At 61.8% G+C, this 23,011-nt stretch carries 23 protein-coding genes and 1 pseudogene; 7 read left to right on the top strand and 17 right to left on the bottom strand.

Going from position 1 to position 23,011, the window contains the following annotated elements; translation table 11 throughout:
* Positions 1 to 3: 3 nt before the first annotated feature.
* Positions 4 to 1,653: an acyltransferase gene (locus ABIE40_RS19935; protein ID WP_199625447.1), complete on the bottom strand. Its 1,650-nt coding sequence runs from the start codon at positions 1,651 to 1,653 to the stop codon at positions 4 to 6.
* A 17-nt stretch (positions 1,654 to 1,670) separates the two neighbouring features.
* Entirely contained in the window at positions 1,671 to 2,939 is a 1,269-nt protein-coding gene (locus tag ABIE40_RS19930) for an ABC transporter substrate-binding protein (RefSeq protein ID WP_199625446.1), read from the bottom strand.
* Between the two features lie 159 nt (positions 2,940 to 3,098).
* Here ABIE40_RS19930 and ABIE40_RS19925 point away from each other — a divergent pair, with 159 nt between their 5' ends.
* Entirely contained in the window at positions 3,099 to 4,151 is a 1,053-nt protein-coding gene (locus ABIE40_RS19925) for a LacI family DNA-binding transcriptional regulator (RefSeq protein WP_199625445.1), read from the top strand.
* A 41-nt stretch (positions 4,152 to 4,192) separates the two neighbouring features.
* Positions 4,193 to 5,491 (top strand): hypothetical protein, encoded by a 1,299-nt coding sequence (locus tag ABIE40_RS19920; protein WP_199625444.1) that lies wholly within the window; start codon positions 4,193 to 4,195, stop codon positions 5,489 to 5,491.
* Here ABIE40_RS19920 and ABIE40_RS19915 read toward each other — a convergent pair.
* Genes ABIE40_RS19915 through ABIE40_RS19895 form a run of 5 tightly spaced genes read right to left on the bottom strand, consistent with a single transcriptional unit; the run spans position 5,488 to position 8,173 of the window.
* Positions 5,488 to 6,066, bottom strand: coding sequence for a hypothetical protein (locus tag ABIE40_RS19915; RefSeq protein ID WP_199625443.1), 579 nt, complete (start codon positions 6,064 to 6,066; stop codon positions 5,488 to 5,490). The genes ABIE40_RS19920 and ABIE40_RS19915 overlap by 4 nt on opposite strands.
* Positions 6,056 to 6,619, bottom strand: a complete 564-nt coding sequence (locus ABIE40_RS19910) for a hypothetical protein (protein ID WP_199625442.1) — start codon at positions 6,617 to 6,619, stop codon at positions 6,056 to 6,058. Before ABIE40_RS19910 ends, ABIE40_RS19915 begins: the two co-directional genes overlap by 11 nt.
* Positions 6,616 to 7,203: a hypothetical protein gene (locus ABIE40_RS19905; RefSeq protein WP_199625441.1), complete on the bottom strand. Its 588-nt coding sequence runs from the start codon at positions 7,201 to 7,203 to the stop codon at positions 6,616 to 6,618. Before ABIE40_RS19905 ends, ABIE40_RS19910 begins: the two co-directional genes overlap by 4 nt.
* A gap of 31 nt (positions 7,204 to 7,234) precedes the next feature.
* Positions 7,235 to 7,792, bottom strand: a complete 558-nt coding sequence (locus ABIE40_RS19900) for a DsbA family protein (RefSeq protein ID WP_199625440.1) — start codon at positions 7,790 to 7,792, stop codon at positions 7,235 to 7,237.
* A gap of 48 nt (positions 7,793 to 7,840) precedes the next feature.
* Complete coding sequence (locus ABIE40_RS19895) at positions 7,841 to 8,173, bottom strand: DUF6665 family protein (RefSeq protein ID WP_199625880.1); 333 nt, start codon at positions 8,171 to 8,173, stop codon at positions 7,841 to 7,843.
* Positions 8,174 to 8,334: 161 nt separating this feature from the next.
* Here ABIE40_RS19895 and ABIE40_RS19890 point away from each other — a divergent pair, with 161 nt between their 5' ends.
* Positions 8,335 to 8,586, top strand: a complete 252-nt coding sequence (locus ABIE40_RS19890) for a hypothetical protein (protein ID WP_112712374.1) — start codon at positions 8,335 to 8,337, stop codon at positions 8,584 to 8,586.
* 15 nt (positions 8,587 to 8,601) lie between these two features.
* Here ABIE40_RS19890 and ABIE40_RS19885 read toward each other — a convergent pair whose 3' ends face one another.
* Positions 8,602 to 8,784, bottom strand: a complete 183-nt coding sequence (locus tag ABIE40_RS19885; RefSeq protein ID WP_449097664.1) for a hypothetical protein — start codon at positions 8,782 to 8,784, stop codon at positions 8,602 to 8,604.
* A 181-nt stretch (positions 8,785 to 8,965) separates the two neighbouring features.
* Between ABIE40_RS19885 and ABIE40_RS19880 the strand changes: the two genes are divergently transcribed.
* Complete coding sequence (locus ABIE40_RS19880) at positions 8,966 to 9,172, top strand: hypothetical protein (RefSeq protein WP_112712372.1); 207 nt, start codon at positions 8,966 to 8,968, stop codon at positions 9,170 to 9,172.
* Here ABIE40_RS19880 and ABIE40_RS19875 read toward each other — a convergent pair.
* On the bottom strand, positions 9,169 to 9,393 hold the full coding sequence (locus ABIE40_RS19875; protein ID WP_130280000.1) for a hypothetical protein: 225 nt from the start codon (positions 9,391 to 9,393) through the stop codon (positions 9,169 to 9,171). The two genes, ABIE40_RS19880 and ABIE40_RS19875, sit on opposite strands and share 4 nt — an antisense overlap.
* A 232-nt stretch (positions 9,394 to 9,625) precedes the next feature.
* Between ABIE40_RS19875 and ABIE40_RS19870 the strand changes: the two genes are divergently transcribed.
* Positions 9,626 to 10,900 carry a hypothetical protein gene (locus tag ABIE40_RS19870; RefSeq protein ID WP_199625439.1) on the top strand — a complete coding sequence of 425 codons (1,275 nt, stop codon included), beginning with the start codon at positions 9,626 to 9,628 and terminating at the stop codon, positions 10,898 to 10,900.
* A gap of 78 nt (positions 10,901 to 10,978) precedes the next feature.
* Here the strand turns inward: ABIE40_RS19870 and ABIE40_RS19865 are convergent, their stop codons facing one another.
* The gene (locus ABIE40_RS19865; protein WP_112712366.1) at positions 10,979 to 11,182 is read right to left on the bottom strand and encodes a cold-shock protein; all 204 of its coding nucleotides are present in this window, start codon (positions 11,180 to 11,182) and stop codon (positions 10,979 to 10,981) included.
* A gap of 216 nt (positions 11,183 to 11,398) precedes the next feature.
* Here ABIE40_RS19865 and ABIE40_RS19860 point away from each other — a divergent pair, with 216 nt between their 5' ends.
* Positions 11,399 to 12,208: a phosphate/phosphite/phosphonate ABC transporter substrate-binding protein gene (locus ABIE40_RS19860; RefSeq protein WP_199625438.1), complete on the top strand. Its 810-nt coding sequence runs from the start codon at positions 11,399 to 11,401 to the stop codon at positions 12,206 to 12,208.
* A gap of 7 nt (positions 12,209 to 12,215) precedes the next feature.
* Here ABIE40_RS19860 and curA read toward each other — a convergent pair whose 3' ends face one another.
* The 3 genes from curA to ABIE40_RS19845 form a co-directional block, all read right to left on the bottom strand.
* Positions 12,216 to 13,238: an NADPH-dependent curcumin/dihydrocurcumin reductase gene (gene curA / locus ABIE40_RS19855; protein ID WP_199625437.1), complete on the bottom strand. Its 1,023-nt coding sequence runs from the start codon at positions 13,236 to 13,238 to the stop codon at positions 12,216 to 12,218.
* 51 nt (positions 13,239 to 13,289) lie between these two features.
* On the bottom strand, positions 13,290 to 15,188 hold the full coding sequence (locus ABIE40_RS19850) for an ABC transporter ATP-binding protein (protein ID WP_199625436.1): 1,899 nt from the start codon (positions 15,186 to 15,188) through the stop codon (positions 13,290 to 13,292).
* A gap of 212 nt (positions 15,189 to 15,400) precedes the next feature.
* The gene (locus ABIE40_RS19845) at positions 15,401 to 17,365 is read right to left on the bottom strand and encodes an ABC transporter ATP-binding protein (RefSeq protein WP_199625435.1); all 1,965 of its coding nucleotides are present in this window, start codon (positions 17,363 to 17,365) and stop codon (positions 15,401 to 15,403) included.
* A gap of 395 nt (positions 17,366 to 17,760) precedes the next feature.
* On the opposite strand from ABIE40_RS19845, the pseudogene ABIE40_RS19840 reads away from it, so the two are divergent.
* Positions 17,761 to 19,168, top strand: a pseudogene (locus tag ABIE40_RS19840) (FAD/NAD(P)-binding protein).
* Here ABIE40_RS19840 and ABIE40_RS19835 read toward each other — a convergent pair.
* Genes ABIE40_RS19835 through cyoB form a run of 4 tightly spaced genes read right to left on the bottom strand, consistent with a single transcriptional unit; the run spans position 19,169 to position 22,986 of the window.
* Positions 19,169 to 19,909 (bottom strand): SURF1 family protein, encoded by a 741-nt coding sequence (locus tag ABIE40_RS19835; protein ID WP_199625433.1) that lies wholly within the window; start codon positions 19,907 to 19,909, stop codon positions 19,169 to 19,171.
* Positions 19,910 to 19,949: 40 nt separating this feature from the next.
* Positions 19,950 to 20,357 carry a cytochrome o ubiquinol oxidase subunit IV gene (gene cyoD / locus ABIE40_RS19830; RefSeq protein WP_112712356.1) on the bottom strand — a complete coding sequence of 136 codons (408 nt, stop codon included), beginning with the start codon at positions 20,355 to 20,357 and terminating at the stop codon, positions 19,950 to 19,952.
* Entirely contained in the window at positions 20,354 to 20,974 is a 621-nt protein-coding gene (cyoC, locus tag ABIE40_RS19825) for a cytochrome o ubiquinol oxidase subunit III (protein ID WP_112712657.1), read from the bottom strand. The genes cyoD and cyoC overlap by 4 nt, the downstream gene beginning before the upstream one ends.
* A gap of 5 nt (positions 20,975 to 20,979) precedes the next feature.
* Positions 20,980 to 22,986 carry a cytochrome o ubiquinol oxidase subunit I gene (cyoB, locus tag ABIE40_RS19820; protein ID WP_199625432.1) on the bottom strand — a complete coding sequence of 669 codons (2,007 nt, stop codon included), beginning with the start codon at positions 22,984 to 22,986 and terminating at the stop codon, positions 20,980 to 20,982.
* Positions 22,987 to 23,011 lie beyond the last annotated feature (25 nt).

Here is a 23,011-nt window from a genome sequence, read left to right as displayed (position 1 = left end):
CGCCTAAAGCCCGAGGCCGACGGTTTCGGTACGATGGACACCTTTGGGAACGAAGGCAAAGGCGCCAGCAAGCCCGAGATAGTCGGCGGCGAGATGAACGACCGAGAGCCACATCTCGGTGCCCTGAAGGCTAGCCGGGCTGCCGTCGGCAAAGGCAAAACCCTCGCCATCCTGCCATCGATCAAGCGCTCTTACGATAACCTTGCGCGCAATCTCTTCGCCATCGCCGCGCCGGTAATCGGTCTGCCGCGCGATCAGCAGCAACGGGTGGATCGTGTCGAGGAGATTGCACGCGGTATATTTGGCGCCGGTGAAACCCTCGTGATTGCGGTAGTTCAGCAGCACCGTTTCGAAGGATGCCTGCGGGTTCGGAAGCGGAACCCCGAATTGCGCATAGGTGCCGCGGGTCAGGCGGTAGAAGCCGTTGACCGGCTGCAGCCAGCCTTCGAGCGTTGTGGGCTCGCCCCAAAGGCCGGTCGCCTTGTTGATATGGCGAGTGAGCCAATCGAAGAGTGCCTGGCGCGGTTGCTCGACGTTGAAATAGCGGGCGTTGAAATACATCGCCGTTCCGATGGCATCGACGACACTCCCGGCGCTCCAGGCCGATGTTTTCCAAGGCAGAGCTGAAAGCCACCGGTCGAGCTCGGTCTCATCGATCTGCACCGCCTGGATAGGCTGGCGCGGACGCGATCCGAGCACTTCGAGCGCGTAGCCGACCGAGAGGACGTTATAAAGCGCCTTTGGGTCTTGCCGGAGCGGGCGATCCCGCGGTGTATTCTTGTCAGGGAAGAGACCGGTCTCCTCGTCCTGCAGGTCCTGCAGAAGCTCGATCGTCGCCGTCGCATCGAGACCCGGCGGAAATGCCCCGAACCCTGCGGCAATCTCGATCGCATCGTTGAGATGCCGGGCGGCCGGGCGGCTGATGCCGTCGGCTTCCAGAGATTCATAGGCTTCGGCGGTTTTCCATCGCCCGAGAATTTCGGGCCATTGCGCCTGCGCCTTGCTGCCGAGCGTCTGAAGCCGGTCCTCGATGCCGCCGGAAGCGGAGAGGCGGGAGGGGGCGCCGCGCTTGCGGATGACGCGCGCCGGTACGCCGCCGGCAATCGACATCGGCGGGATCTCGCCGGCGACGACGGCGCCCGCGGCGATCACCGCGCCGCTGCCGATGATTGCGCCGTCAAGAATGACGGCATTGGCGCCGATCCACACATCGTCGCCGATCGTGATGCCCGTGGTCGTCACTTTCTGGCGGTGGATCGGCAGGCTGGTGTCATCGAAGCCATGGTTGAAGCCGACGATCGAGGCATGCGATGCGACCCTGACACCGTTGCCACAGGCGACTTTTCCGGAGATGCAGGCATAGGGGTTGACGGTGCAATCATCGCCGAAGGTGATGTCGCCCCTGACCAGCGCATGGCCGGCAATCCAGGACCGCTCGCCCATCTTGAGCCTCTCGGTGAAGACGGCGGCATGCTCGGCAATGTAGGCCGTCTCCGCCAGTTCAGCGCCGCACGCCCTCTGGAGTGCCGCCTTGCGTGCCAGATGCGCGGGATGAAGCAGGTCACCGGCCACATGTTCCCAGGGAAGGAACTGCAGCCGGCGTGCTTCATCCTCTTTATCCACGGCCGGGTTGGGATTGTTTCGCTGATCCATGATCGTCCCGTTGCGGTCTAGCCGCCCAGTATGCGCTTGCCTTCCGACATCAGCTGCTTGCCGGCGTCGGACGGCGAAATCTGCTCGAAGGCCAGGCTGTCGGCCGTTGCCGTCAAAACCTGCTGCGAAAATTCCGCAGCTCCGATCGGGATGGCGGGCGGATAGGGCCCGACCCGGTCCTTCAGTGAGGCGATATAGTCGATCGTCTGCTTCGAGATCTTGTCGCCGGTAGCCGCCACGTCACCCTGGATCTTGGTATTCACGGGCACGCCGCGCTCGGTTCCGAGCGCATGTCCGGCATTGGTGTCATTGACGAAGAAGTTGATGAACTTGGCCGCCGTCTCCGGCGATTTCGACCAGGGTGAGATCGACCATAGCGTCGAGGGGCGGTAGAACAACCCCGCCGGGCCGCCGGCATCCTGTACCGGAAGCGAACCGATCGACATCTCGGATTTTGCAAGCGCGCCGTAGCCGGCAAGCTGGTTGGAGTAAGCAAAAGCCATGACGGCATTGCCGCTGGCGATCGGGTTCGTCTCGATATTGCCCTTGTCGAGCGCCTGGATGTCGGCGGTGACGCATGCGCCCGCCTTGGCCATCTGGTCCCAATAGTCGAACCATTCGATCGCATCGACTTCTTCGAAGCCGAGATGTCCGTCCTGCGTGAACAGCGTCTTGCCGCGCTGGCGCAGCCAGACCTCGAAGACGAAGCTGTAGCGCGCGCCGTTGCCGACGGCGAAGAGATTTCCGGAACCCGCCGCCTTCTTGAAATCGGTGCAGATCGTCTTGAATTGCTCCCAGGTGGTGGCCGCCGTGGGCGCGGGGACGCCCGCCTTCTCCAGGGCAGTCTTGTCGACGATGAGCGCGGCGGCGTTCAGCGATGTCGGTATGCCCGTCAGCTTGCCGTCGACAGTTCCGAGATCGAGGGCGCCGGGCGAGAAATCCTTTGAGGCGATGATACTGTCGCGGAACGGTGAAAGATCGAGCGTCGCGCCGCGGCGCGAATAATCGGCAAAGGTCACCGGTTCCAGAGCGAAGACATCGGGCACGTTGCGGCCGGCAACCATCGTCGCGAGCTTCACCCAATAGTCCGACGTGGCGACCTGCCCGACGAATTTCGCGTCGGGGGTGGCGGCTTCGAACTGCTTGATGACCTCGCCGGTCCGTTTCGCACGGTCGGGATTTCCCCACCAGAAGACCCGCAGCGATTCTTCCGCCGCCATGGCGCGTGGAATGTCGATGACCGCTGCCGCGAGTGCGCTTGCGATAAATTCCCTTCGTCTCAGCATCTTCCCCTCCCAGGTCAATGCCGCCCGCTTGATGCGGCGACAGGGCAACGATAAACGAAAATGTGATGCAGGAAAGAAAAATTTCGTACAGAACGAAAATTTCTTCCTCTCTGGTGAAGGGCGCTTTTCTCGTGCTAGATGGAATGCGAGGAGAGTCCGATGTCACGCAGATCGAGAATTGCCGATATTGCCGAAGCCGCCGGCGTTTCGATTGCGTCGGTCTCCAAGGCGCTCAACAACCGCTCCGGCGTCGGCAACGAAAGCCGCGAGCGCATCCTCGAAGCGGCCGCGCGTCTCGACTACCGGCACAGGAACAACGATCTGGCCGAGGCCTTTCCTTCGGGGCTTGCCGTGGTGACGACGGCGGCGCTCTATCTCAATTCGAAATTCTACGAAGGCGTCATTCAGGGCGCGCTCGATGCGGCGCGCGAGGCTGGCATCGATGCCAAGGTCAATCTGCTGACGCCCGATATCGAGACCGGAAGCGTCAATGTCGAGAACCTGCTTGCGGCCGAAGGCGCGTCCCTTCTGCTCGTCGGGCTCGATCATCCCGTCCTCATCGAGCAGGTCGTCAGAAGCAGGGCACCGGCTGTCATCGTCAATGGTATCGACCGGACGATGCGGATCTCCTGCGTCTTGCCGGATAACCGTTCGGCCGGATGGCTGGCGACGACGCGGCTCCTGTCTGAGGGGCATACCGAGATCGTCCATGTCAGCCGTCTGTTCAGGACCTCGCTCAAGGAGCGCTTCGACGGCTTTCGCGATGCCATGCAGGAAGCGGGCATTGCGATCGATCCCGAACGGCATCTGTTCGACCTGACGGCCGCCGGCATTCTCGAGCCGGACACCTCGAAGGCCCTGATCGAATCCATGCAGAAGGGCCGCTTCGAGAAGGCAACGGCTTTCGTCTGCAGCAACGACATCATGGCGCTCGGTGTGGTCGATGCGCTGCGCGGGCGCGGCCACAGCATCCCGCGCGATTTCTCGGTCATCGGCATGGACGACATCTCGATTTCCCAGCACAGCAACCCGCCGCTGACGACGATGAGGATCGAGCGCGAGGAGCTCGGACGCGTTGGCTGGGAAATCCTGAAGGAAAGGGCGCTGAACCCGGATGCCAGGGTGCGGCGCGTGGGGATGTCCGTCAGGCTCATCGAGCGCGCCACCGTCGGCCCGCCGCGCCACTATCTCCGCTCCTCGCCAAATCGATAGGCGGGGTGGCGTTTTCCGGTGTGCCGGTTAGTATCACAGGCATGACCGCGCTCGTTCAGGACAGCACTTCGCCGGTGCGCCCGCTCTTCCGGCTTCCCTCTCTGACGCTTCGTCTTCTGTGGCGGTTCTGGCCGCAACTGATGGCGCTCTGGCTGCTCGGTGTCATCGGCAACGCTGTATTGAACGAGATGGCCGTGATGCTTGGGCGATTGAACGGCATCGCCGGCCTGTCGATGCTCGCCTTCGTCGTTCTCCTCAAACTCGTGATCATCGTTGCCCTGTTCCAGACGGTAAGGCCGGGTCTCCCCGCGCTCGATGCCGCCTCGCGCGCTGCCGAGGCGCGGCCGGAGAGAGCGAAGGGCTCGGATGCCGGAGCTTCCGGCTTCACCTCGGCTTTGGCGCTGACGCTCCTGCCGTTCTTCGCCTATTACACGGCCTGGGGTCTTCTCGGCGATACGATCCGTGAATATTCGAAACTCTCCTTCGACCTGACGATGTTCGGCGAGGACGCAAATATTCTGGAATTTTCGACAAGCACCTGGCTCATCGCCTCGGTTGCCATCGCCTGGGCGGTGCGCCGGTTTGCCAAGGCGATGCACAAGCGCTCGAAGTCGCCGGTCTGGCCGCTGGTGATCGTCGTCTGCGACGCCAACTGGGCGTTCATAGGTCTCTATGTGATTTCAAGCTGGGAAGACGAGATCAGGGCCTGGGTCGCTCACCTGCCGGAGGCAATCGGCCAGCTATTTGCTACGCTCGATCCCATCGGAAACGCGATCGCCGCGACAGTCTTTTCGCCGACGGCGGAAGCGGCGTCGATCAGCACCTATGACCAAATCCGCAACCTGTTCTTCTATGCCGTCTATCCGGCGGTGTGGCTGACGCTCGCCGCAATCATCTACGGCTATGATATCAATGGCGAGCGGCCGATGAGCGAGGGGCGCATCGCCCGCATCGTGTCGCGCTGGGACGGGCTGCCTTCCTTCATCCGCGATTTCATTGCCCATTTCATCGCCGGGACGGCGAAGCGCTACAGGGCGCTGGCGGAAGGCATCGGGCTGGCGATCGGCTCCGGTCTCGCCTTGGCCCTCAGCGTCATCGTACTCTACAGGGTGCTGGATTGGGCGGCTGCCTGGGCCTGGTATGGAACTGCCAATCTGATCGGTCCCCGCGACTTTCACACCTGGCAGATCATCTCGCAGGGGATATCGCTGTTTCTCGGAAGCCCGAGCGCGCCCGGGGATGTCGGCGTTCTCGTCGTCCCGGTGAAAATCTGCCTGCTTGCCGCGGCGCTCGAAATCGGTTTCGCGCAGGGCCGCGAGTGGCGGCGCAGCGCCAGTTAGTTCTGCCGCAAGCCGAGCGGCAGGGCCAGAGCCTCCGGCCGCGTCGATGCAAAACTCAGCCTTGCCTGAAGCGACTGCGCCGCGCTGGCAGGGATCACGAATTTTTCCTCGATCTCGCCCTCGGCATCCCTGGCCGGCGGCTGGCGGGATGCTGCTGCGCATCCCTCGACCGGCTTTGCCTGTGGATCGAGCGTGCGGCTGATCGTGTCGGAGGAGATGAAATCGAGCGGCGCCCACTGCCGGCCGCTGCCGTCGGTCAGCGACATCGTGCAATCGAACCAGCCATCGCCGATCTCGCCTTCCGCCTTTGCAGCGAGGCGAACGATCAGCAGCCGCCTTTCGCCGGGAAAGGTCACCTTGGTATCGCGGCCATCGCCGATCAGCCGGACCTTTTCAAGTCTCCAGAGGGCACCGGCATAGGCCTTCTGCTCGCTATTCTCGCGAATGCTGAGCTCGTTGCGCTGCACATAGTCCTCGATATTGCGCCAGGCAAACACGCCGTAGCTGGCAACCAGCAGGACCGGAAGCGCGCAAATGGACAGCAGACGGAAGCGGCGTTCGGTTCTAGAGCCCATTTTCGCCGATCTCCGCAATCTTGCGTGTCTCGATGCCGTTCTGATCGAGACGGATGTGGATCTCCGCGTCGAGCTGCGGTCCCGGTTGGCGCGAGACGATGAGGGTCATGCCGGCGGTTTCCTCTTCCGGCATCTCGAAGATGAAGAGGCCGCTGGCCGGAAGGCCGGGCTGCAGCGTCTTGTCGCTGAAAAGCTGCGGCGCGCCATCGGCGCGGTGGGTCTGCCGGTAAAGCCGGCCAGACGCGCCCTCGATCGCCGCGGCGCGAAGCGGCATGGTCTCGTGCTTCGTCTCTGCATCGGCGGTGACGATCACGAAAATCCCTTGCGTATCGAGCGACACCGGACTGCCATACCGCTTGAAGGCGAGGGTTTTTGTCCGCAGGACCTTCTTGGCCTTGAGGCTGAAGATGTCGCTTTCGACTGTCTGGCGCTGCGGACCGAAGGTTTCGAGCGGGCCGGTCAGCACGGCATAGGACGGCGTGGTCGAATGCAGAAATGCCAGCACGGCAAAGGCGGCGACGACCAGCAACAGCGATGTGAGGAGCCGCATCATTGTGCCGCTCCCTGCTGCCAAAGCGGCAGCTCGACCTTGGCGACATCGCTCGCCGGAAACCAGCCGGGCGCCGCATAGAGATTGTCCTTCGCCTTGTAAGTGGTTCCGGCAATGGTGAGGCTCAGCCTGTCCGGCAGTTTCTGCGAGGCCGGCACCTGCCAGACGACAGCGATCTTCTCGGGCATCAGCGGCTGCAGATCCCAGAGCGTTCCCCGATCACGCGTCAGGTAGAATTGCGGCTCCGGCGCATCCGCCAGATCCGGCCTGATCGTTTTCCTGTAGAGGTTCGAGCTTTCCTCTGTGATATTCTCCAGCGCCGCCTCAACGACAAGCGCCTTCTTGCCGTCGGGGATGCGCGAGCCGTCAGGCATTTCGCTCGAAATCTGCGCCGAATAGAGCGTCACATTCCACTGGCCGCTATCGACCGATGTGCCCGGCGCGACCGTCGCAATCTCGCCCGCCGTCCGCGCCTGATAGACCGACAGGCCGAGCGAAAGCGCTGCGGCCGCAAAGCCGCCGATCCCGGCAATGAGCTTTGCCGTGAACGCCTTTCTCGCTTTCTGACTTCTCGATGGCTGCTTCATGCGTCAATCGGTTCGCGCCTGTCAGGCGCTCTCACCCCACAAGCTTCTTAGCCCAGACTTCGATCTCGTCTCCGCTGCCGAGATCGGGCTGCACCAATCCATCGATCATGAAGGTGGGCGAGACGTGGATGCCGTTCTGGCGGGCATACTTGGCATGCCATTTGATCTCGCGGTCGAGATCGGGGATCGCGAAGGCTTCGGCGAGCTGGAGGCCGCTGTAATTGGCGATCCGCTTGAGGATGTCGTTCGGCGTCGCGTCCATATTGGGGCCGCCGGCGTGGTGGGTGAATTCGAATTCCTCGCGGTGATCGCCGACGGCAGCGAGCACTTTCCTGGCGCTTTCCTTGCCGCCCTCAAGCGTCGATGCCGCCAGAATGGCGCGGACGATGACAGCCGAAAACATGTGCCAGGGCTGGGACTGCAGGCGGATCTTGATGGTGATGCGATCCTCTCCGGCAAGTTTCAGCAGGCCGTCGAGCTTGCGGAACGCCTTGACGGAATAGGGGCAGGTCGGCTCCAGAAAAACCTCGAAGATCCGCTTTCCGTTGCCCCATTCCAATGGGTCGGCTTTCCAGTTCGTCATGCTCATCGTCGATATTCCTCGGGATTGATATTTCGGGATTGGTGGGGCGGCAGGTTATCGCCGCGGGGCTGCGCCGAGACGCGCAAGCACGTGGTTGGGAATGCCGTAACGCTGGATGACATCGCGGGTGTTGCGCAATCCGCAGATGTCGCGCTGCACGAAAAGCGCCCAGACGGCCTGCGCTGCCGTATCGACGAGCTGCTCGCGCTCGGCTACCGGCACGCCCTTCTCTTCAGCTGTCTTGAGCGAAAAGAGCGCCTGCTCGACAGACAATCCCTGGCGGCCAAGCGAACTCGCGCGTTCAGCCGCCAGCTCATATTCGAGGACGCCCAAGCCGGTTTCGACCAAGTTCGATGGGTTCAAGCTGCGGGGTGCGCGCATTGTCAGCCGATCAAATATGTCATCGCTATCCAAGGTCTTACACCATAGGCAGGCGAAAACGGAACCCTTGAACTGACGCTAAGGAGAGATAGGTGACCATTCACAGGCGGCAGTCATGAAGTCGCCAAACTGATGGTTAATGCTGACGTCAAAGCGAGGAGGTAAGCGTGTCAGTCACTGATGATCGCTATGTCGAGATAACGACCCATCTGCGCTCGGCGCAGTCGTTTTGTGACTTCCTGTCGAAGGGAGGCACCGTTCGCGTCGCCCAATCCGACGGCGGTGCTTTCAAGGATGTGACCGCCGAGCTTCTGTTGCGGCAGCAGAATGAGGTGCAGCGGCTGAAGCAGGTGCGCAGAACCCTGTTTCCCGATCGCGCTGAGGAAGATTTCCAGCCGGGCCTCTACAGCCACCACTGAAATGATTTCCAACAATCAGGCGGCGAGCGGCTCCCGCTGCTTGCCCTTGCTGCCGAGCTGACGATTGCGGTCGTTGGCAGCGGTTTCCAGAACCTTGGCAAAGTCGCCCAGGCTCACCTTGTCGGCGCGCAGCAGCAGCCGGATCAGCGGATCCTTCAGGGCTTCGGACATCGTCAAATCTTGCATGATCATCTCCATCTTTGCGAAGGAGATTACCACCGCTCTGTAAAGGCGGCATGTCGTGCCGGTGGCAAAACTAAGGCAAGGACATCGAAGATTTGGGACGACTACAAAGTCTAATCAGTAATTTCTCATATAATATTTACGAATTGACGCGAAATTGGACAGAATCTCAAAGTCGATCTCTGGTGAGGCTGTCGTGTTTGTTGTGTCGATTATAGATGACGGCGACGAACGGAACTTTGTTGCTACCGATCTTCGTGTTGATCACGGCGATATCCTCATCGAGGCTGGTGGCGTTCGCCACCTCTTCAGGTTGGCCGATGTCATCGACATCGTGCCGATAGGCAAGGAGCGGGCCGAGATCGCCCGCAGCCCCGCCTTCCGTTGCCGCCTGGTCAGCTAGCGCTGCCGTCTGAACTCGACGGTGATCACATTATCAGGCTGCGTCTCGATCTGCGGCGCCACGAATTCTTCCTCGGGCTCCCGCGGACCATCCCTGACCGCGATCAACTCGCGCAGGTCGCGAATCGTGCGGTGCTGAAAGGCCACGACCTTCTTGTAGAAATCGACGATGTCCTGATGTTCTTTCTGGGTGATGAATTGCTTTTCCAGCCGCTCGCTCATGGTGAAAGGCTCCTCTTCTAGTCTGCAAACGAGCGAACCCGGCGCACGTTCCGTCCTTCGAAAGCCTATGGTTAGCAAAGTGTTGCGCCTCGACGCGGGGCTGTTGCCGGGAGGAGACGACGAGGCTGACGCCGCCGATATTCGGCTGCGGTTTCGTCGATTTCGCTTGAGCCGGGCGAAGCGGGATGACTAGATCGGACCGTTTCCAGCGGGTGATATTCGAGGAGATTTCATGCGAGTTGCGGCTTTGGCTTTCCTTTCCCTCGTCGCCACGGCGCCTCTTGCCGCTGCCGGCGAGGCCGTCACCTTCTCGGGCACGATCGGCAAGCTGCCGATCATCGTCGAGCTCGCCAATGGCGCCAGCGGCCAATACGAGGCCGGGCGTTACTCCTACATGGCGAAGGGAGCCGACATACCGTTGCATGCTTCCGCAAACGGTAAGGGCAGCGTGACCCTTGAGGAGGAAAAGCCCTGCACGCCGAAGCTCTGCAAGAAGGCGGATGACACGCAGGTCGACGAGGCGCCGATCGGCGCCATCTGGAGCCTGAAGGCCGATGTCGCCGGCGGTCTTGCCGGGACCTGGAAGGACGCCGAGAGCGGCAAGGTGCTGCCGATAAAGCTGGAGCGGAAGGACAGCCGTACCTTGCGCGATTCCGATGATCTCTTCGATGCGATGGATCCAGGCTACTATCCGTCCGGACATCCGGAGCCGCCGGTTTTTACCGAGAAGGACCTGCCCTACGACTTCCTCAAGGTCTCACGCCCGTTGAAGGAAGGGCCGGTCACCAATGCCGGTCAGCTGAGCTATCGCATGGATGAGGATAGCCGCGTCGGGCTCGCCTATCCCACCGTCGTCTCGCTTGGCGGCGAGGATATCGGGCCGATCAATGCCTATCTCGCCCAGCAGCGGCTGCAGTTCGAAATCCCGGCCTTCACCTGCCTGTCGCGCGCCTATCTCGGCTTTGCCTGGTCCGGTTTCGATGGCGAGGGGACGAGCGGCTTCGATGGCGGCGGCCAGGTGACGGTCGAGCATCTCAGCCCGCGTCTCATCGGTATCTCCGAGAGCGGCAGCTTCTATTGCGGTGGGGCGCATCCTGACAATTTCACCGATCACCGGCTTGCCGATGCGCGCACCGGCCAGGCGCTGGTGCCGGAAAAGCTGTTGAAGGGCTGGGTTGCCAAGGACGATAGCGGCAACATTATCGACCCCGCCACGGCGGCGAAGGATGCGATCATCACCTGGGGACCGGATGATGAGCTTGCTGCCTATGTGAATAGCCATCGCGACAAGATGGATGCCGATAGCGAGCAGGATTGCGGCTATGACGATCTCGTCAAGCAGAACCTCGCCGTCTATTTCACGCAGGATAGCCTGGTCTTCACGCTGCAGGGCCTGCCGCATGTGATCTTCGCCTGCACCTACGACATGCTGAGTGTGCCGCTGAAGGACGCTCGACCGCTTCTGACCGACGCGGGCGCGAAGTATTTTGCGGAGCTGGATAACTAGCTGCGCTAAGGCGAACCATCGTCGCCTATGATCATCTCCGGCCCGCCCGCATCGGTACGGGCCGGATATTTCAAGGGATTAGAGAACCGAAACGTTCTCAGCCTTGGACTTGCCGGTCTTGCGATCCTGGCCGACTTCGTAGCTCACCTTGTCGCCTTCACGCAGCGAGCTGCCGCGCTGCAGAGCGGAGACGTGGACGAATACATCCTGGCCGCCGTTTTCCGGCGTGATGAATCCAAAGCCCTTGTCATCGTTGAAGAATTTTACGGTACCCGTAGCCATTGACGTTCCTTTTATGTCAGCTGGTCTGAAATCGACGGCAGACCCTATCGTCCGAGCCTTGATATATCAATGGCTTAGACAGCGCTGAATTGCTCTCTTTTGCGTTTCTTTCGCAATTTATCGGCAAAACCCAGGATTTGCGGGCATTTTCGGGGGATGGCATGGGCGCAAGAACCACCGTTGCATGGCCCCGCCGTTGCCAATATTGGACAAATGATGAGCCTTGCCAGTATCGCCATGTATGTCACGCCCGCACCTCTCGCCGAGGCGACGGAGGCCCTATGGTCGTTCCTCCGCGAGCAGCTTCTGGAGGCCGGTCTCTCCGGCGTACCGGAGAGACTCAGCCGGGATATCGCCTATGACGAGGCGTGGCTACGGCCGGATCTCCTGCTTTCTCAGACCTGCGGATATCCCTATGTGACGCGGCTGCGCGGCAAAGTCCGCCTGGTCGCCACGCCGGAATACAACCATCCGGGCTGCTCCGGTGCGCTGATGCGCAGCTTCATCATTGTCCGGCGCGACTCGCCGTTCGGCGGTATCGAGGACCTGCGCGGCAAGATCGCTGCCATCAACAGCCCAGACAGCAATTCCGGCGCCAATCTTTTCCGGGCGGCTGTCGCACCGCTCGCCGGAGGGCGGCCGTTCTTTGCCCGCGTAGTCCAGACCGGCAGCCACGGCGCCAGTATCGACGCGGTTGCAGCCGGGCAGGCCGATTGCGCTTCGATCGATTGCATCACCTTCGGCAATATCAGGCGGTTCGATCCGGCGAGGCTGAAGATGATTCGTGTCATCGCCGAGACACCGGCTGGGCCGGGATTGCCGTTCATCACCGCTGGCGACGCAAGCGATGAGCAGGTCGCGCTCCTCAGAGACGCATTATCGGCAGCAATCGCCGATCCATCGCTTGCGGCCGTTCGCGAAACGCTGGGGCTTACGAATATCGCTATCCTGTCCGATGCCGCCTACGAGCCGCTGCTTGAATTTACCCGCCAGGCAGAGGCGTTGGGCTTCCGCGATTTCGGCTGAGGATCCCTTATTCGCTGACGCGGATGATCAGCTTACCGAAATTCTTGCCCTGCAGCAGGCCGATGAAAGCCTCGGGCGCATTCTCAAGCCCATCGACAATGTCCTCGCGGAATTTCAGGCGGCCGTCTGCGATCCATGCCGACGCCTCCGCGAGAAAGTCGGGCCTCTGGTCTACGAATTCGCGCTGGATGAAGCCGCGCACCGTCAGGCTCTTGCGCAGCACGGCGCGCATGAAGCCGGGCAGGCGGTCGAGGCCTTCAGCCGGTTCGTTGTTGTAATGGGCGATCAGGCCGCAGACCGGTATGCGCGCGAAATCGTTGAGGAGCGGAAAGACCGTCTCGGCGACAGCGCCGCCGACATTCTCGAAATAGACATCGATCCCATCGGGGCAGGCCGCCGCGAGCTGGACGCCAAAATCCTTGGTGTGGTGATCGATCGCCACATCGAAGCCGAGCTCGTCGCGGATGAAGGCACATTTCTCCGGCCCGCCGGCAATGCCGACAGCTCTGGCGCCTCTCAGTTTGGCAATCTGCCCGACGACCGATCCAACGGCACCGCTCGCAGCCGCGACGACGACGGTCTCGCCCGGCTTCGGCTTGCCGATATTGCGAAGTCCGGCATAGGCGGTGAAGCCCGGCATGCCGAGCACGCCGAGTGCCGTCGTGACCGGCGCCTGCGTGGGATCGAGCTTCCGCAAGCCGTCGCCGTTGGACGTGGCATAAAGCTGCCATCCCGAGTGGGAGAGCACGATATCGCCGGGTGCGAAATTGCTGTTACGGCTGCTGACAACGCGGGCGACCGTGCCACCCTCCATGACGCCGCCGAGCGCGACCGGCGCCGAATAGGATTTGGCGTCGTCCATCCGCCCGCGCATATAGGGATCGAGCGACAGGTACAGGATCTGCAGCAGCAGTTCGCCTTCGCCGGGTTCCGGCGCGGCAGCCCGCTCGAGGCGGAAGTTATCAGGCACCGGCGCGCCCGACGGCCGCGATGCCAAGGTGATCTTCACGTTTTCGACAGGCTCGGGCATCGCTTCCCTCTTTAATTCGAATCTGGCGTACCCGGGGCGATCGGCAATGCGCTAGGTCGCCGAATTATTCGAGGCGGTCTCCTCGAGCACCTCTTCCGGGATATCGTCGAAGGAAGCGTAATTGAGATTGTAGAGCCGTGAATAGAGCTTGCCGTTCTTCATCAGCTGATTGTGATTGCCGCTCTCGATCAACTCGCCGTTTTGCAGCACGATGATGCGGTCGGCCTCGCGGATGGTGGCGAGGCGGTGGGCGATGACGAGGCCGGTGCGGTTTTCGAGAAGCTTTACCAGCGCCTTCTGGATCAGCATCTCGGTGTAGCTGTCGATATTGGCGGTGGCTTCGTCGAGCACCAGGATCTTCGCGTCCGCAACCAGCGCGCGGGCGAAGGAGAGCAGCTGGCGCTGGCCGAGCGACAGATTGCCGCCGCGTTCGCCGAGCATGCTGTCATAGCCCTGCGGCAGCCGCATGATGAAATCATGCGCGCCGACGGCCTTGGCCGCCTCGATCACTTGCTCGCGGGTGGCCTTGGTCTTGTGATAGCGGATGTTTTCGAAGACGGTGCCGGTGAAGAGGAACGGCTCCTGCAGCACCATGGCGATCTGGTCGCCGAGCGAATCCTGCGTCAACTCGCGCACGTCATGGCCGCCGACGACGACCTGGCCTTGCTGCACATCGTAGAAGCGGTGGATCAGCGACATGCAGCTGGATTTGCCGGAGCCCGTCGGCCCGACGAGCGCGACAGTCTCGCCCGGGTTTACCCGGAAGCTGACGTGTTTCAGCACCGGGTGCTTCGGATTGTAGCCGAAGACGACGTCGCGGAACTCGACTGAACCGTCCATGTCCTTCGACAGCACCTTGGCGCCCGGCGCTTCTTTGATATCGACAGGCACATCAAGCACTTCGGTCAGCCGCTGGCCGGATGCCATGGCGCGCTGCATGACGGAATATTGCAGTGTCAGCGAGCGGATCGGGTCGAAGAAGCGCTGGATATAGAAGAGGAAGGCGACGAGCACGCCAACATCGAGCGCCTGGTTGAGCACCCGCGCACCGCCGACGACGATGACCAGCGCCATGGCGACACCCGTCAGGCTGTCGACGATCGGCACCATCACCTGCGCGTAACGCGCCGCCGTCAGGTGGGTCAGCAGGTTGGCATGCGCCTTGTCGTCATAGAGGGTGAAGTTGACGCCTTGGCGGTCCATGCTCTGGACGGCGCGGACACCATGAATGGCCTCGGCCAAGGCGCCCGCGGCAACAGAATTAGTCTCATGCGCTGCCATGAAGGATTTGCGGGCGAGCGGCAGCCAGAACAGGCGCACGACAAAGAGCACGGGGAGGACGGAGAGCGTCAGCAGACCGAGCTTGAAGTCGAGGTAGAGCATCACGAAGACGATGCCGAAGAGCAGGGCGATATCGCCGACCGAGAGAACCGAGGTTTCCAGGAATTCCTGCATCGAGTTGACGTCGCCCTGCAGGCGCGACATCAGGCGGCCGACTTCCGTCTTGTCCATGAAGGAGAGCGAGACGCGCTGCAGATGCGAGAACATCGCCTTGCGCATGTCGAAGAGCACGTTTTCGGCGACGCCGCCAACCAGCGTCTCCTGCGCATAGCTTGCGGCATAGTTGACGAGGATGGCGCAGAGGAAAGCGACGATCGCCCAGGTCAGCGCCGAGGAATTGCTGCCCGGCTGCATGCCGTGGTCGATGGCGTAACGGATAATCAGCGGGATCGTCAGCTGCATCGCCGTGAAGGTGAGCACGGCGACGACAGACCAGACGATCTTGTCGCGATAGGGATGAACGAAGGCCCAGATGCGCTTGACGATATTGCCGTCGAAGGCCTTGCCGAACATCTCCTCCTCGACACGATGCGACCCGACCACCGCCCGCGGCGGCCGCCTGCCGTCTTCTCGCGGATCCGGACGCTCGGTTTCCATCTCCTCGGCCATGTCATTCCTCCCACGGCCATTTAGGCCCCGTATTTGTTTTATTTGGCCGCCGCCAAAGCAGTGGTGCCTGTGGCCCCCTCATCCGACCCTTCGGGCCACCTTCTCCCCGAGGGGAGAAGGGAAGATGGAGGCCACACGGCACATCCCTTCTCCCCAACGGGGAGAAGGTGGCGGCAGCCGGATGAGGGGGCTCCACGGCACGCCCTCAATCGTTAAGCACTCAGCGCCTCATCACCCGGCCGGATCTGCAGGTCGTAAAGCGCCTTGTAGCGCCCTCCGAGGGCCAGCAGTTCCGCATGCGTGCCGCGCTCGACGATCCGGCCTTCCTCGACGAAGAGGATCTGGTCGGCATGCATCAGCGAGCTCAGGCGGTGGGCGACGATGAGGGTGACGCGATCGGCGGCATATTTGCGCATGGCGGCGCGGATGCGCTGCTCGGTCGCCGCATCGATTGCCGCGGTCGAATCGTCGAAGACCATCACAGCCGGCCGCAGCATCAGGGCGCGGGCGATCGACAGGCGCTGGCGCTGGCCGCCGGAGAGCGACACGCCGCGTTCGCCGACGACGGTGTCGTAGCCTGTCGGTAGGCCCAGCACGTAGTTGTGCAGCTGGGCGCTTTCGGCGGCGCGCTCGATGCGCTGTTCCTTCGCCCAGGGGTCGCCATAGGCGATGTTGTTCTCGATCGAGGTGGTGAACAGGAAGGAATCCTGCTGGACAACGGCGACGGAACGGCGCAGCGACTGCAACGTCGCCTTGCGGATATCCTGTCCATCGATGGTGATCTTGCCGCGGGTCACGTCATAGAAGCGCGGGATCAGATGCGCGATCGTCGACTTGCCGCTGCCGGGAGGGCCGACGATGCCGACAGTCTCGCCGCGCTTGGCCTCGAAGCTGATATCGTAGAGCACCTGATGCATCTCGGAGCTCGGATAGGCGAACTCGACATGCTCGAAGCGCAGCGTGCCCTCGGTGACCTTCAGCTCTTTCGCGTCAGGCGCGTCGCGCACCGCGATCTCGAGATCGAGCAGGTTGAACAGTCGGGTTCCGCAGGTGGAGGCGCGGGCGAAGGCATTGACCATCAGACCGAGCTGGCGCACCGGCATCTGCAGGATGGTCATGAAGGTCAGGAACGAGGCGAGCGTCCCGACGGTGATCTCGCCGGACATGACCTTGCTGCCGCCGACCCAGAGCACCAAGCCCATCGAGGTGAAGAAGGAGAAGGTCATGGCGCTGGTATTGGCAACACGGATGCCGACGCGCTCATGGGCGAGTTCGACAGCATTGGTCGAAGCAGCCTCGAACTTCGCCATCTCGTGATCCTGCGCGGCGAAGGCGCGCACGACGCGGATGCCGCCGAGATTTTCTTCCATGATGCGGGTCAGGACCGAGAGCCGTTCCTGCAGTTCCAGCCAGGTGGCACGCAGCTTCAGTTGCGTCACCGAGGACCGCCAGCCGACGAAGGGCACGAAGGACAGCGCCAGAAGCCCGAGCACCACATCCGTCGAGATCAGCATATAGGCACCGATGCCGATCAGCATCGACAGCAGGAAGACACGCACGAGCGCCGTCGAGAAATACATGCGCACGCCTTCGAGATCGAGAAGGCCGACGGTGATCAGATCGCCGGAATGGACGGTGTCGTGAAAGCTGAAGGAGAGGCGCTGGATCTTCTCGTAGCAGGCGAGCCGCAGCTCGTAGCCCATATGGTGGCCGACGCTCTCGGAATAGTAGTTCTGGATCATCGTGAAGATGCCGCGCAGCACGCTTGCGCCGAGCAGCATGAGTGCGGTCGTCAACAGCGCATCCTGTGCCATCTGCCCGGCCGTGCCGCCGCTCAATGCAACCTGCGTGTGGTCCACGGCCTGGCCGAGAAGCCGGGGGATCAGCAGCTGAAACGTCGATGCGACAAGCGTCGCACCGATCGCAAAACCTGACTGCCAGGGATGACGGAAGGCCATGACGGTAATGCGGACCAGCGTAAAGAGGCCCTTACCCCAGCCCGCCGCAGTCGCTTTCGCCAGCGAAGCCGAAGGCTTCGTGACGCTCATAGACGCATCGCTGCTCACGGTAATGATTCCAAATAGATGTGTGTGTCCGGACGGTGGCCCGAAAAGACGGCAATTCCATGAAGGGATTGATAGTACGCTTACTTTTGCCGATTCCATCCGGCCGTTCAAGTAAAGAATTCACCAACTGGTTATTTTATCGTGAGGGGAAAATCCGGCGGCGGGCGCGCGTGAAAGACAGCCTGCTTCCCGTTCGCCTTCTGGTGGAAATCACTGTTGCCTTGGCGGTGTGCCGAAAAAAGGGAAAGTCCGCATCGGGATCAACGGGTTAGCATGTCGCGTGAGGGCTTCGCGGGCGAGGGGGTTGCCAGCCGCATCATTTTCCGCTCTCATACACGACCAGTTTGATAGACTATGGACGGCAGCGGTTGCTCCCCTAGTTCTTCCTCCGGCGCGTGCCGGACAACCGCTTGTATGGCGGCGCGAACCCTGGCCGACGCAGCGCGTTTTTCTGCGTCGATACCCTGATCGAGACACGGATGCGGCGATGACCGCGAGGAGTTGAGATGACGGTTCAAGGACTTTTTTCTGCGAAGGCCGCGGCGGCGGCGAAGCCTTCCGCCATTCCGCGCATCGCCATTGTCGGGCGCGGCTTTTCCGGAATGATGACGGCGATTGCGCTGATGAAGACGGTTCGCACACCGTTCCATCTGCAGCTCTTCGATCCCAATTCCTCCGTCAGCGGCGGGCAGGCGCTGTCTTCGGCCCGGCGCTCGGCGATCCTCAACACCCGCGTTCGCGATCTCTCGGTCTCGACCGGGGATGCCGATGATTTCAACGACTGGCTCTGTAGCAACGCGGAGTTCCGCGCTGCGGTGCCCGCGGCGATCCCGGGATTCCGCCAGATCTTCGTGCCCAAGGAAATTTTCAGCGATTACGTTTACCAACGCTTTTCCGAAGCGCTCGCCACCCGCAAGGACATCACCGTCCAGGTCAGCCACGAACCCGTCGTGGCGATCCGCAGGAGCCACGGCCACCGCTTCCTTCTCGAACATGCCGGCCCTGCCAATCCACTCTTCGATACTGTTTTCCTGGCAACCGGCTACGGGCTCCCGCAGGCCGATCTGCTCTCCGGCGAAGGTGCGCCGGTGCGCGCCCAGCGTCTCGTTGGCCGCCCGCATACGATTCTTCTCGGCAGCGGCATCCGCGTCGTCGACCAGTTGCTACAGCTACGCGACGAAGGCTATGGCGGTCAGATCACCATCGTCTCAAAGCACGGATTCCTGCCGCAGAGCCATACGCCGAACTCCGCCGAGCCGGTTTTCCCTGCAGAAGAACTGCCGAAGGACCTGCCTGACATCCTGCGCTTTATCCGCAATGCCTGCCGTGAGGCGGAGGAGGCGGGACGCAGCTGGCAGTCGGTGATGAACGGCTTGCGCAAACATGCCCGCTCGCTCTGGCGGGCGCTGCCGGCGCGCCAGAAGCAGCAGTTCAACCGGCATCTGCGTGCCATCTATGACAGCCATCGCAACCGCCTGCCCGAAGCCATGTATCTGCGTCTGAAGCGCGAGCTCGCCGGTGGCAATACCGTCCTTCGCCGCGGCGTTGCCGGGCGCGCAGGGACTGAGCGGCATCTTCTTCACGCCGGCGGGATCGGCCGCTGAGGAAGTGATCCATGCAGAGCGGGTCATCGACTGCCGCTGCCGCGCTGCCGATCTTGAGGCGCCCCTGCTGGAGAGCCTCTTTGCTGCCGGATTGGCGATGCCCGACGAGCTCGGTCTCGGCATTGCCGTGAACCAGAGGGGCGAGCCCTATCTCGAAGATGGTTCCGCTGTGGATGGCATCTTTGCGATTGGTCCGCTCGGTCTCGGCAGTCTGCCAGATATTGATCTGGTGCCGGAGATTGTCAGCCAGGCTTATGCCGCGGCGGAAGAGGTCGCGGCCCGCGCCTTCCCGCAATGCCGGGCGATGTGATTAGCGGCGGCGCAGCTCGCTGCGGATGACGACCACAAGCAGCCCGGCCATCATGATCGCCATGGCGAACCAGGTGATCGCGTAGCTCAGGTGGCTGTTTGGAAAGACGACGCGGGTCAGCCCGCCGACCGGTGAACCGCCGGGATTGGGCGTCGCATCGGCATCGATGAAATAGGGCTCTGCCTTCGCGACGCTCTTGTCGGCGGTGATCACCGCGACGTCGCGCGAATACCACCATCCCGTCGCGGGATCGTTGGATTGCAGCAGCGAGCCTTTCGGTTCGGTCGGCCGCAGCAGGCCGGTGATCGTCACCGTGCCGGAGAGCTGCCCTTCGGCGCGGGTCTTGGGATCGCGCTTTTCGGAGGGTACGAAGCCGCGGTTGATCAGGATGGCATTGCCATCCGCCAGCATCAGCGGCGTCATCACCCAATAGCCGGGGCCGAGCTCCGTCGATGTATAGACGAAGGTCTCCTTGCCGTTATCCAGCGTGCCGGTTGCCTTGACGCGCAGATATTCGTCTTCGGCGGGATTGATGTTGTGCCCTTCTGGTGCCGCGACCGGTTCGGCATGGATGCGCTGGTCGACGCGGGCGATCAGGTCGAGCTTCCAGTAAAGCCGCTCGATCTGCCAGATGCCGAGGGCTACAAATGCGGCCATGGCAAAGAGGATCAGGCCGCAGAGCGCAAAGAGCTTCACTGGCGAACGGCGGCTGTCGGGCTTGGTGTCGGATAGATCGGTCATGGCAAAAAGAGCGGGCGGCTCATCGCCGCCCGCGTCATGCTCAGGGCATGTTCTTCATCATTTCGGGGCTCATCGGCATCATGTTGGTGTTCAGATGATGCATGACCCAGAAGGTACCGGCGAGCGCGATGGCGACGATGACGATCGTGAAGATCAGCGCCATGATGGTCCAACCGCCTTCAGAACGCGTGTTCATGTGCAGGAAGTAGATCATGTGGACGACGATCTGGATCGCGCCGAGGATCATCACGGCGGTTGCCGTGACAAGCGGGTTTTCGAAGACGCCGGCCATGACGAGCCAGAAGGGGATCGCCGTCAGGATGACCGACAGGACGAACCCGATCATGTAGCTCTTGAACGAGCCGTGATCGGCCTCGTGACCGCCGTGACCGTGGCCGCCATGGCCATGGTCGTGATGTGCGTCGTGGGCGTGAGTGTTCGAGCTCATCCGAGAACTCCCAGCAGATAGACCAAGGAAAAGACGCCGATCCAGACGACATCGAGGAAGTGCCAGAACATCGACAGGCACATCAGGCGGCGCTTGTTGGCTTCGATCAGTCCGTGCATCGAGACCTGGATCATCAGCGTGATCAGCCAGATGATGCCGAAGGTGACGTGCAGACCGTGGGTGCCGACCAGCGTGAAGAAGGCCGACAGGAAGGCACTGCGCGTCGGGCCTGCGCCCTCGTGGATCAGATGCGCGAACTCATAGAGTTCGAGGCCGATGAAGGCTGCGCCGAACAGGCCGGTGACGGCCAGCCAAAACAGCACGCCGGCCTTGTAGCCACGCATCATCTGCAGCATCGCAAAGCCGTAGGTGATCGAGGACAGCAGCAGCATGGAGGTGTTGATCGCCACCAGCGGCAGATCGAACAGATCCTTCGGCGACGGGCCGGCCGCATAGTTGCGGCCGAGCACGCCATAGGTGGCGAAGAGCACTGCGAACATCAGGCAGTCGCTCATCAGGTAGAGCCAGAAACCGAGATTGGTGCTGCTCTCCGGATGATGCTCCTCGGTGAGGTAGAAAACGGGCTTCTCGGCCGTGTCGATGGTGTGATCGGTCATGGTCGTCATCCCTGCGCCGCGGCAAGCTGCTGCGTGCGCTTGTCTTCCGTCTCGGTGACTTCGTCCACGGGAATGTAGAAGTCACGCTTGTAGTTGAAGGTGTGGACGATCGACACGAGGACGATCGCGGCGAAGGACAGGATCGCCAGCCACCACATGTACCAGATCAGGCCGAAGGCGAGGCCGATGCTGAGCGCCGAGAGGATCGCGCCAGTGCCGGTGTTCTTCGGCATGTGGATCGGCTTGAAGCCCTCGAGCGGACGGACATAGCCGCGCTTCTTCATGTCGTACCAGCTGTCGTGATCGTGGACGACCGGCGTGAAGGCGAAGTTGTAATCCGGCGGCGGCGAAGAGGTCGCCCATTCCAGTGTACGGCCATCCCACGGGTCGCCGGTCTCGTCCTTGAGAGCTTCGCGCTTGCGGAAGCTGACGAAGATCTGGATGAGGAACGAGGCGATGCCGATGGCGATCAGGCCGGCGCCGAAGGCGGCGATGATGAACCAGATCTGCAGCGACGGATCTTCGAACTGCGAGACGCGGCGCGTGACACCCATTAGGCCGAGCACGTAGAGCGGCATGAAGGCGAAGAAGAAGCCGATCTGCCAGAACCAGAAGCTCATCTTGCCCCAGAACGGGTCGAGCTTGAAGCCGAAGGCTTTCGGGAACCAGTAGTTGACGCCTGCGAAGAGGCCGAACAGCACGCCGCCGATGATCACATTATGGAAGTGGGCGATCAGGAACAGCGAGTTGTGCAGTACGAAGTCGGCCGGCGGGATGGCGAGCATGACGCCGGTCATACCACCGATGACGAAGGTCACCATGAAGCCGACGGTCCAGAGCATCGGCACTTCGTAGCGGATGCGGCCGCGATACATCGTGAACAGCCAGTTGAACATCTTCGCCCCTGTCGGGATCGAGATGATCATCGTGGTGATGCCGAAGAACGAGTTGACGCTGGCGCCCGAACCCATCGTGAAGAAGTGGTGCAGCCACACGAGGTAGGAGAGGATCATGATGACGCAGGTGGCGTAAACCATCGAGGCGTAGCCGAAGAGGCGCTTGCCGGAGAACGTGGCGACCACTTCGGAGAAGATGCCGAAGGCCGGCAGCACGAGGATGTAGACTTCCGGGTGGCCCCAGATCCAGATGAGGTTGACATACATCATCGGATTGCCGCCGAGATCGTTCGTGAAGAAGTTCGTGCCGGCATAGCGGTCGAGCGAAAGGAGAACGAGGGTCGCGGTCAGGATCGGGAAAGAGGCGACGATCAGCACGTTGGTGCAGAGCGAGGTCCAGGTGAAGACCGGCATCTTCATGAAGGTCATGCCAGGAGCGCGCATCTTGACGATCGTCGCGATCAGGTTGATCCCCGACAGCGTCGTGCCGACACCGGCAACCTGCAAGCCCCAGATATAATAGTCGACACCGACGCCAGGACTGTAGTCCGCGCCCGAAAGCGGCGGATAGGCAAGCCAGCCGGTCCGTGCGAATTCACCGATGAAGAGCGAGATCATGATGATGATCGCGCCGGCGGTGGTCATCCAGAACGAGAAGTTGTTGAGGAACGGGAACGAGACGTCGCGGGCGCCGATCTGCAGCGGCACGACGAAGTTCATCAGGCCGGTGACGAAGGGCATCGCCACGAAGAAGATCATGATGACGCCATGCGCCGTGAAGATCTGGTCGTAGTGATGTGGCGGCAGATAGCCTTCCGACCCATTGAAGGCGATCGCCTGCTGGATACGCATCAGGATCGCGTCGGAAAAGCCGCGCAGCAGCATGATGACGGCGAGGATCACATACATGATGCCGATCTTCTTGTGATCGACGCTGGTGATCCAGTCGCGCCAGAGCGGTCCCCAGAACTTGAAATAGGTGATGAGCCCCACGACGGCGATGCCGCCGATCGCAACGCCGATGAAGGTGAAGATCAGGATCGGCTCGTGATAGGGGATCGCATCGAGGGTCAACCGGCCGAAGATGAACTTCAGGAGGTCAGGATTGGAAAACATGGAATAACCCGTTCATTGGTGTCTT

Source organism: Rhizobium sp. OAE497, assembly GCF_040546565.1.
Lineage (GTDB): Bacteria > Pseudomonadota > Alphaproteobacteria > Rhizobiales > Rhizobiaceae > Rhizobium.
Note: the sequence above shows the minus strand (reverse complement) of the source record. Positions and strands in the feature narration are given on the sequence as shown.

What these genes read in the sequence shown, in the direction of transcription:
- ABIE40_RS19885 (WP_449097664.1), bottom strand. Translation starts at nt 8,784, where the DNA reads ATGGAGATGATCATGCAAGATTTGACGATGTCCGAAGCCCTGAAGGAT.
- ABIE40_RS19900 (WP_199625440.1), bottom strand. Translation starts at nt 7,792, where the DNA reads ATGAGCATGACGAACTGGAAAGCCGACCCATTGGAATGGGGCAACGGA.
- cyoC (WP_112712657.1), bottom strand. Translation starts at nt 20,974, where the DNA reads ATGACCGATCACACCATCGACACGGCCGAGAAGCCCGTTTTCTACCTC.
- ABIE40_RS19905 (WP_199625441.1), bottom strand. Translation starts at nt 7,203, where the DNA reads ATGAAGCAGCCATCGAGAAGTCAGAAAGCGAGAAAGGCGTTCACGGCA.
- ABIE40_RS19920 (WP_199625444.1), top strand. Translation starts at nt 4,193, where the DNA reads ATGACCGCGCTCGTTCAGGACAGCACTTCGCCGGTGCGCCCGCTCTTC.
- curA (WP_199625437.1), bottom strand. Translation starts at nt 13,238, where the DNA reads ATGCCCGAGCCTGTCGAAAACGTGAAGATCACCTTGGCATCGCGGCCG.
- ABIE40_RS19935 (WP_199625447.1), bottom strand. Translation starts at nt 1,653, where the DNA reads ATGGATCAGCGAAACAATCCCAACCCGGCCGTGGATAAAGAGGATGAA.
- ABIE40_RS19875 (WP_130280000.1), bottom strand. Translation starts at nt 9,393, where the DNA reads ATGAGCGAGCGGCTGGAAAAGCAATTCATCACCCAGAAAGAACATCAG.
- ABIE40_RS19925 (WP_199625445.1), top strand. Translation starts at nt 3,099, where the DNA reads ATGTCACGCAGATCGAGAATTGCCGATATTGCCGAAGCCGCCGGCGTT.
- ABIE40_RS19860 (WP_199625438.1), top strand. Translation starts at nt 11,399, where the DNA reads ATGAGCCTTGCCAGTATCGCCATGTATGTCACGCCCGCACCTCTCGCC.
- cyoD (WP_112712356.1), bottom strand. Translation starts at nt 20,357, where the DNA reads ATGAGCTCGAACACTCACGCCCACGACGCACATCACGACCATGGCCAT.
- ABIE40_RS19850 (WP_199625436.1), bottom strand. Translation starts at nt 15,188, where the DNA reads ATGGCCGAGGAGATGGAAACCGAGCGTCCGGATCCGCGAGAAGACGGC.
- ABIE40_RS19865 (WP_112712366.1), bottom strand. Translation starts at nt 11,182, where the DNA reads ATGGCTACGGGTACCGTAAAATTCTTCAACGATGACAAGGGCTTTGGA.
- ABIE40_RS19870 (WP_199625439.1), top strand. Translation starts at nt 9,626, where the DNA reads ATGCGAGTTGCGGCTTTGGCTTTCCTTTCCCTCGTCGCCACGGCGCCT.
- ABIE40_RS19930 (WP_199625446.1), bottom strand. Translation starts at nt 2,939, where the DNA reads ATGCTGAGACGAAGGGAATTTATCGCAAGCGCACTCGCGGCAGCGGTC.
- ABIE40_RS19835 (WP_199625433.1), bottom strand. Translation starts at nt 19,909, where the DNA reads ATGACCGATCTATCCGACACCAAGCCCGACAGCCGCCGTTCGCCAGTG.
- ABIE40_RS19910 (WP_199625442.1), bottom strand. Translation starts at nt 6,619, where the DNA reads ATGATGCGGCTCCTCACATCGCTGTTGCTGGTCGTCGCCGCCTTTGCC.
- cyoB (WP_199625432.1), bottom strand. Translation starts at nt 22,986, where the DNA reads ATGTTTTCCAATCCTGACCTCCTGAAGTTCATCTTCGGCCGGTTGACC.
- ABIE40_RS19915 (WP_199625443.1), bottom strand. Translation starts at nt 6,066, where the DNA reads ATGGGCTCTAGAACCGAACGCCGCTTCCGTCTGCTGTCCATTTGCGCG.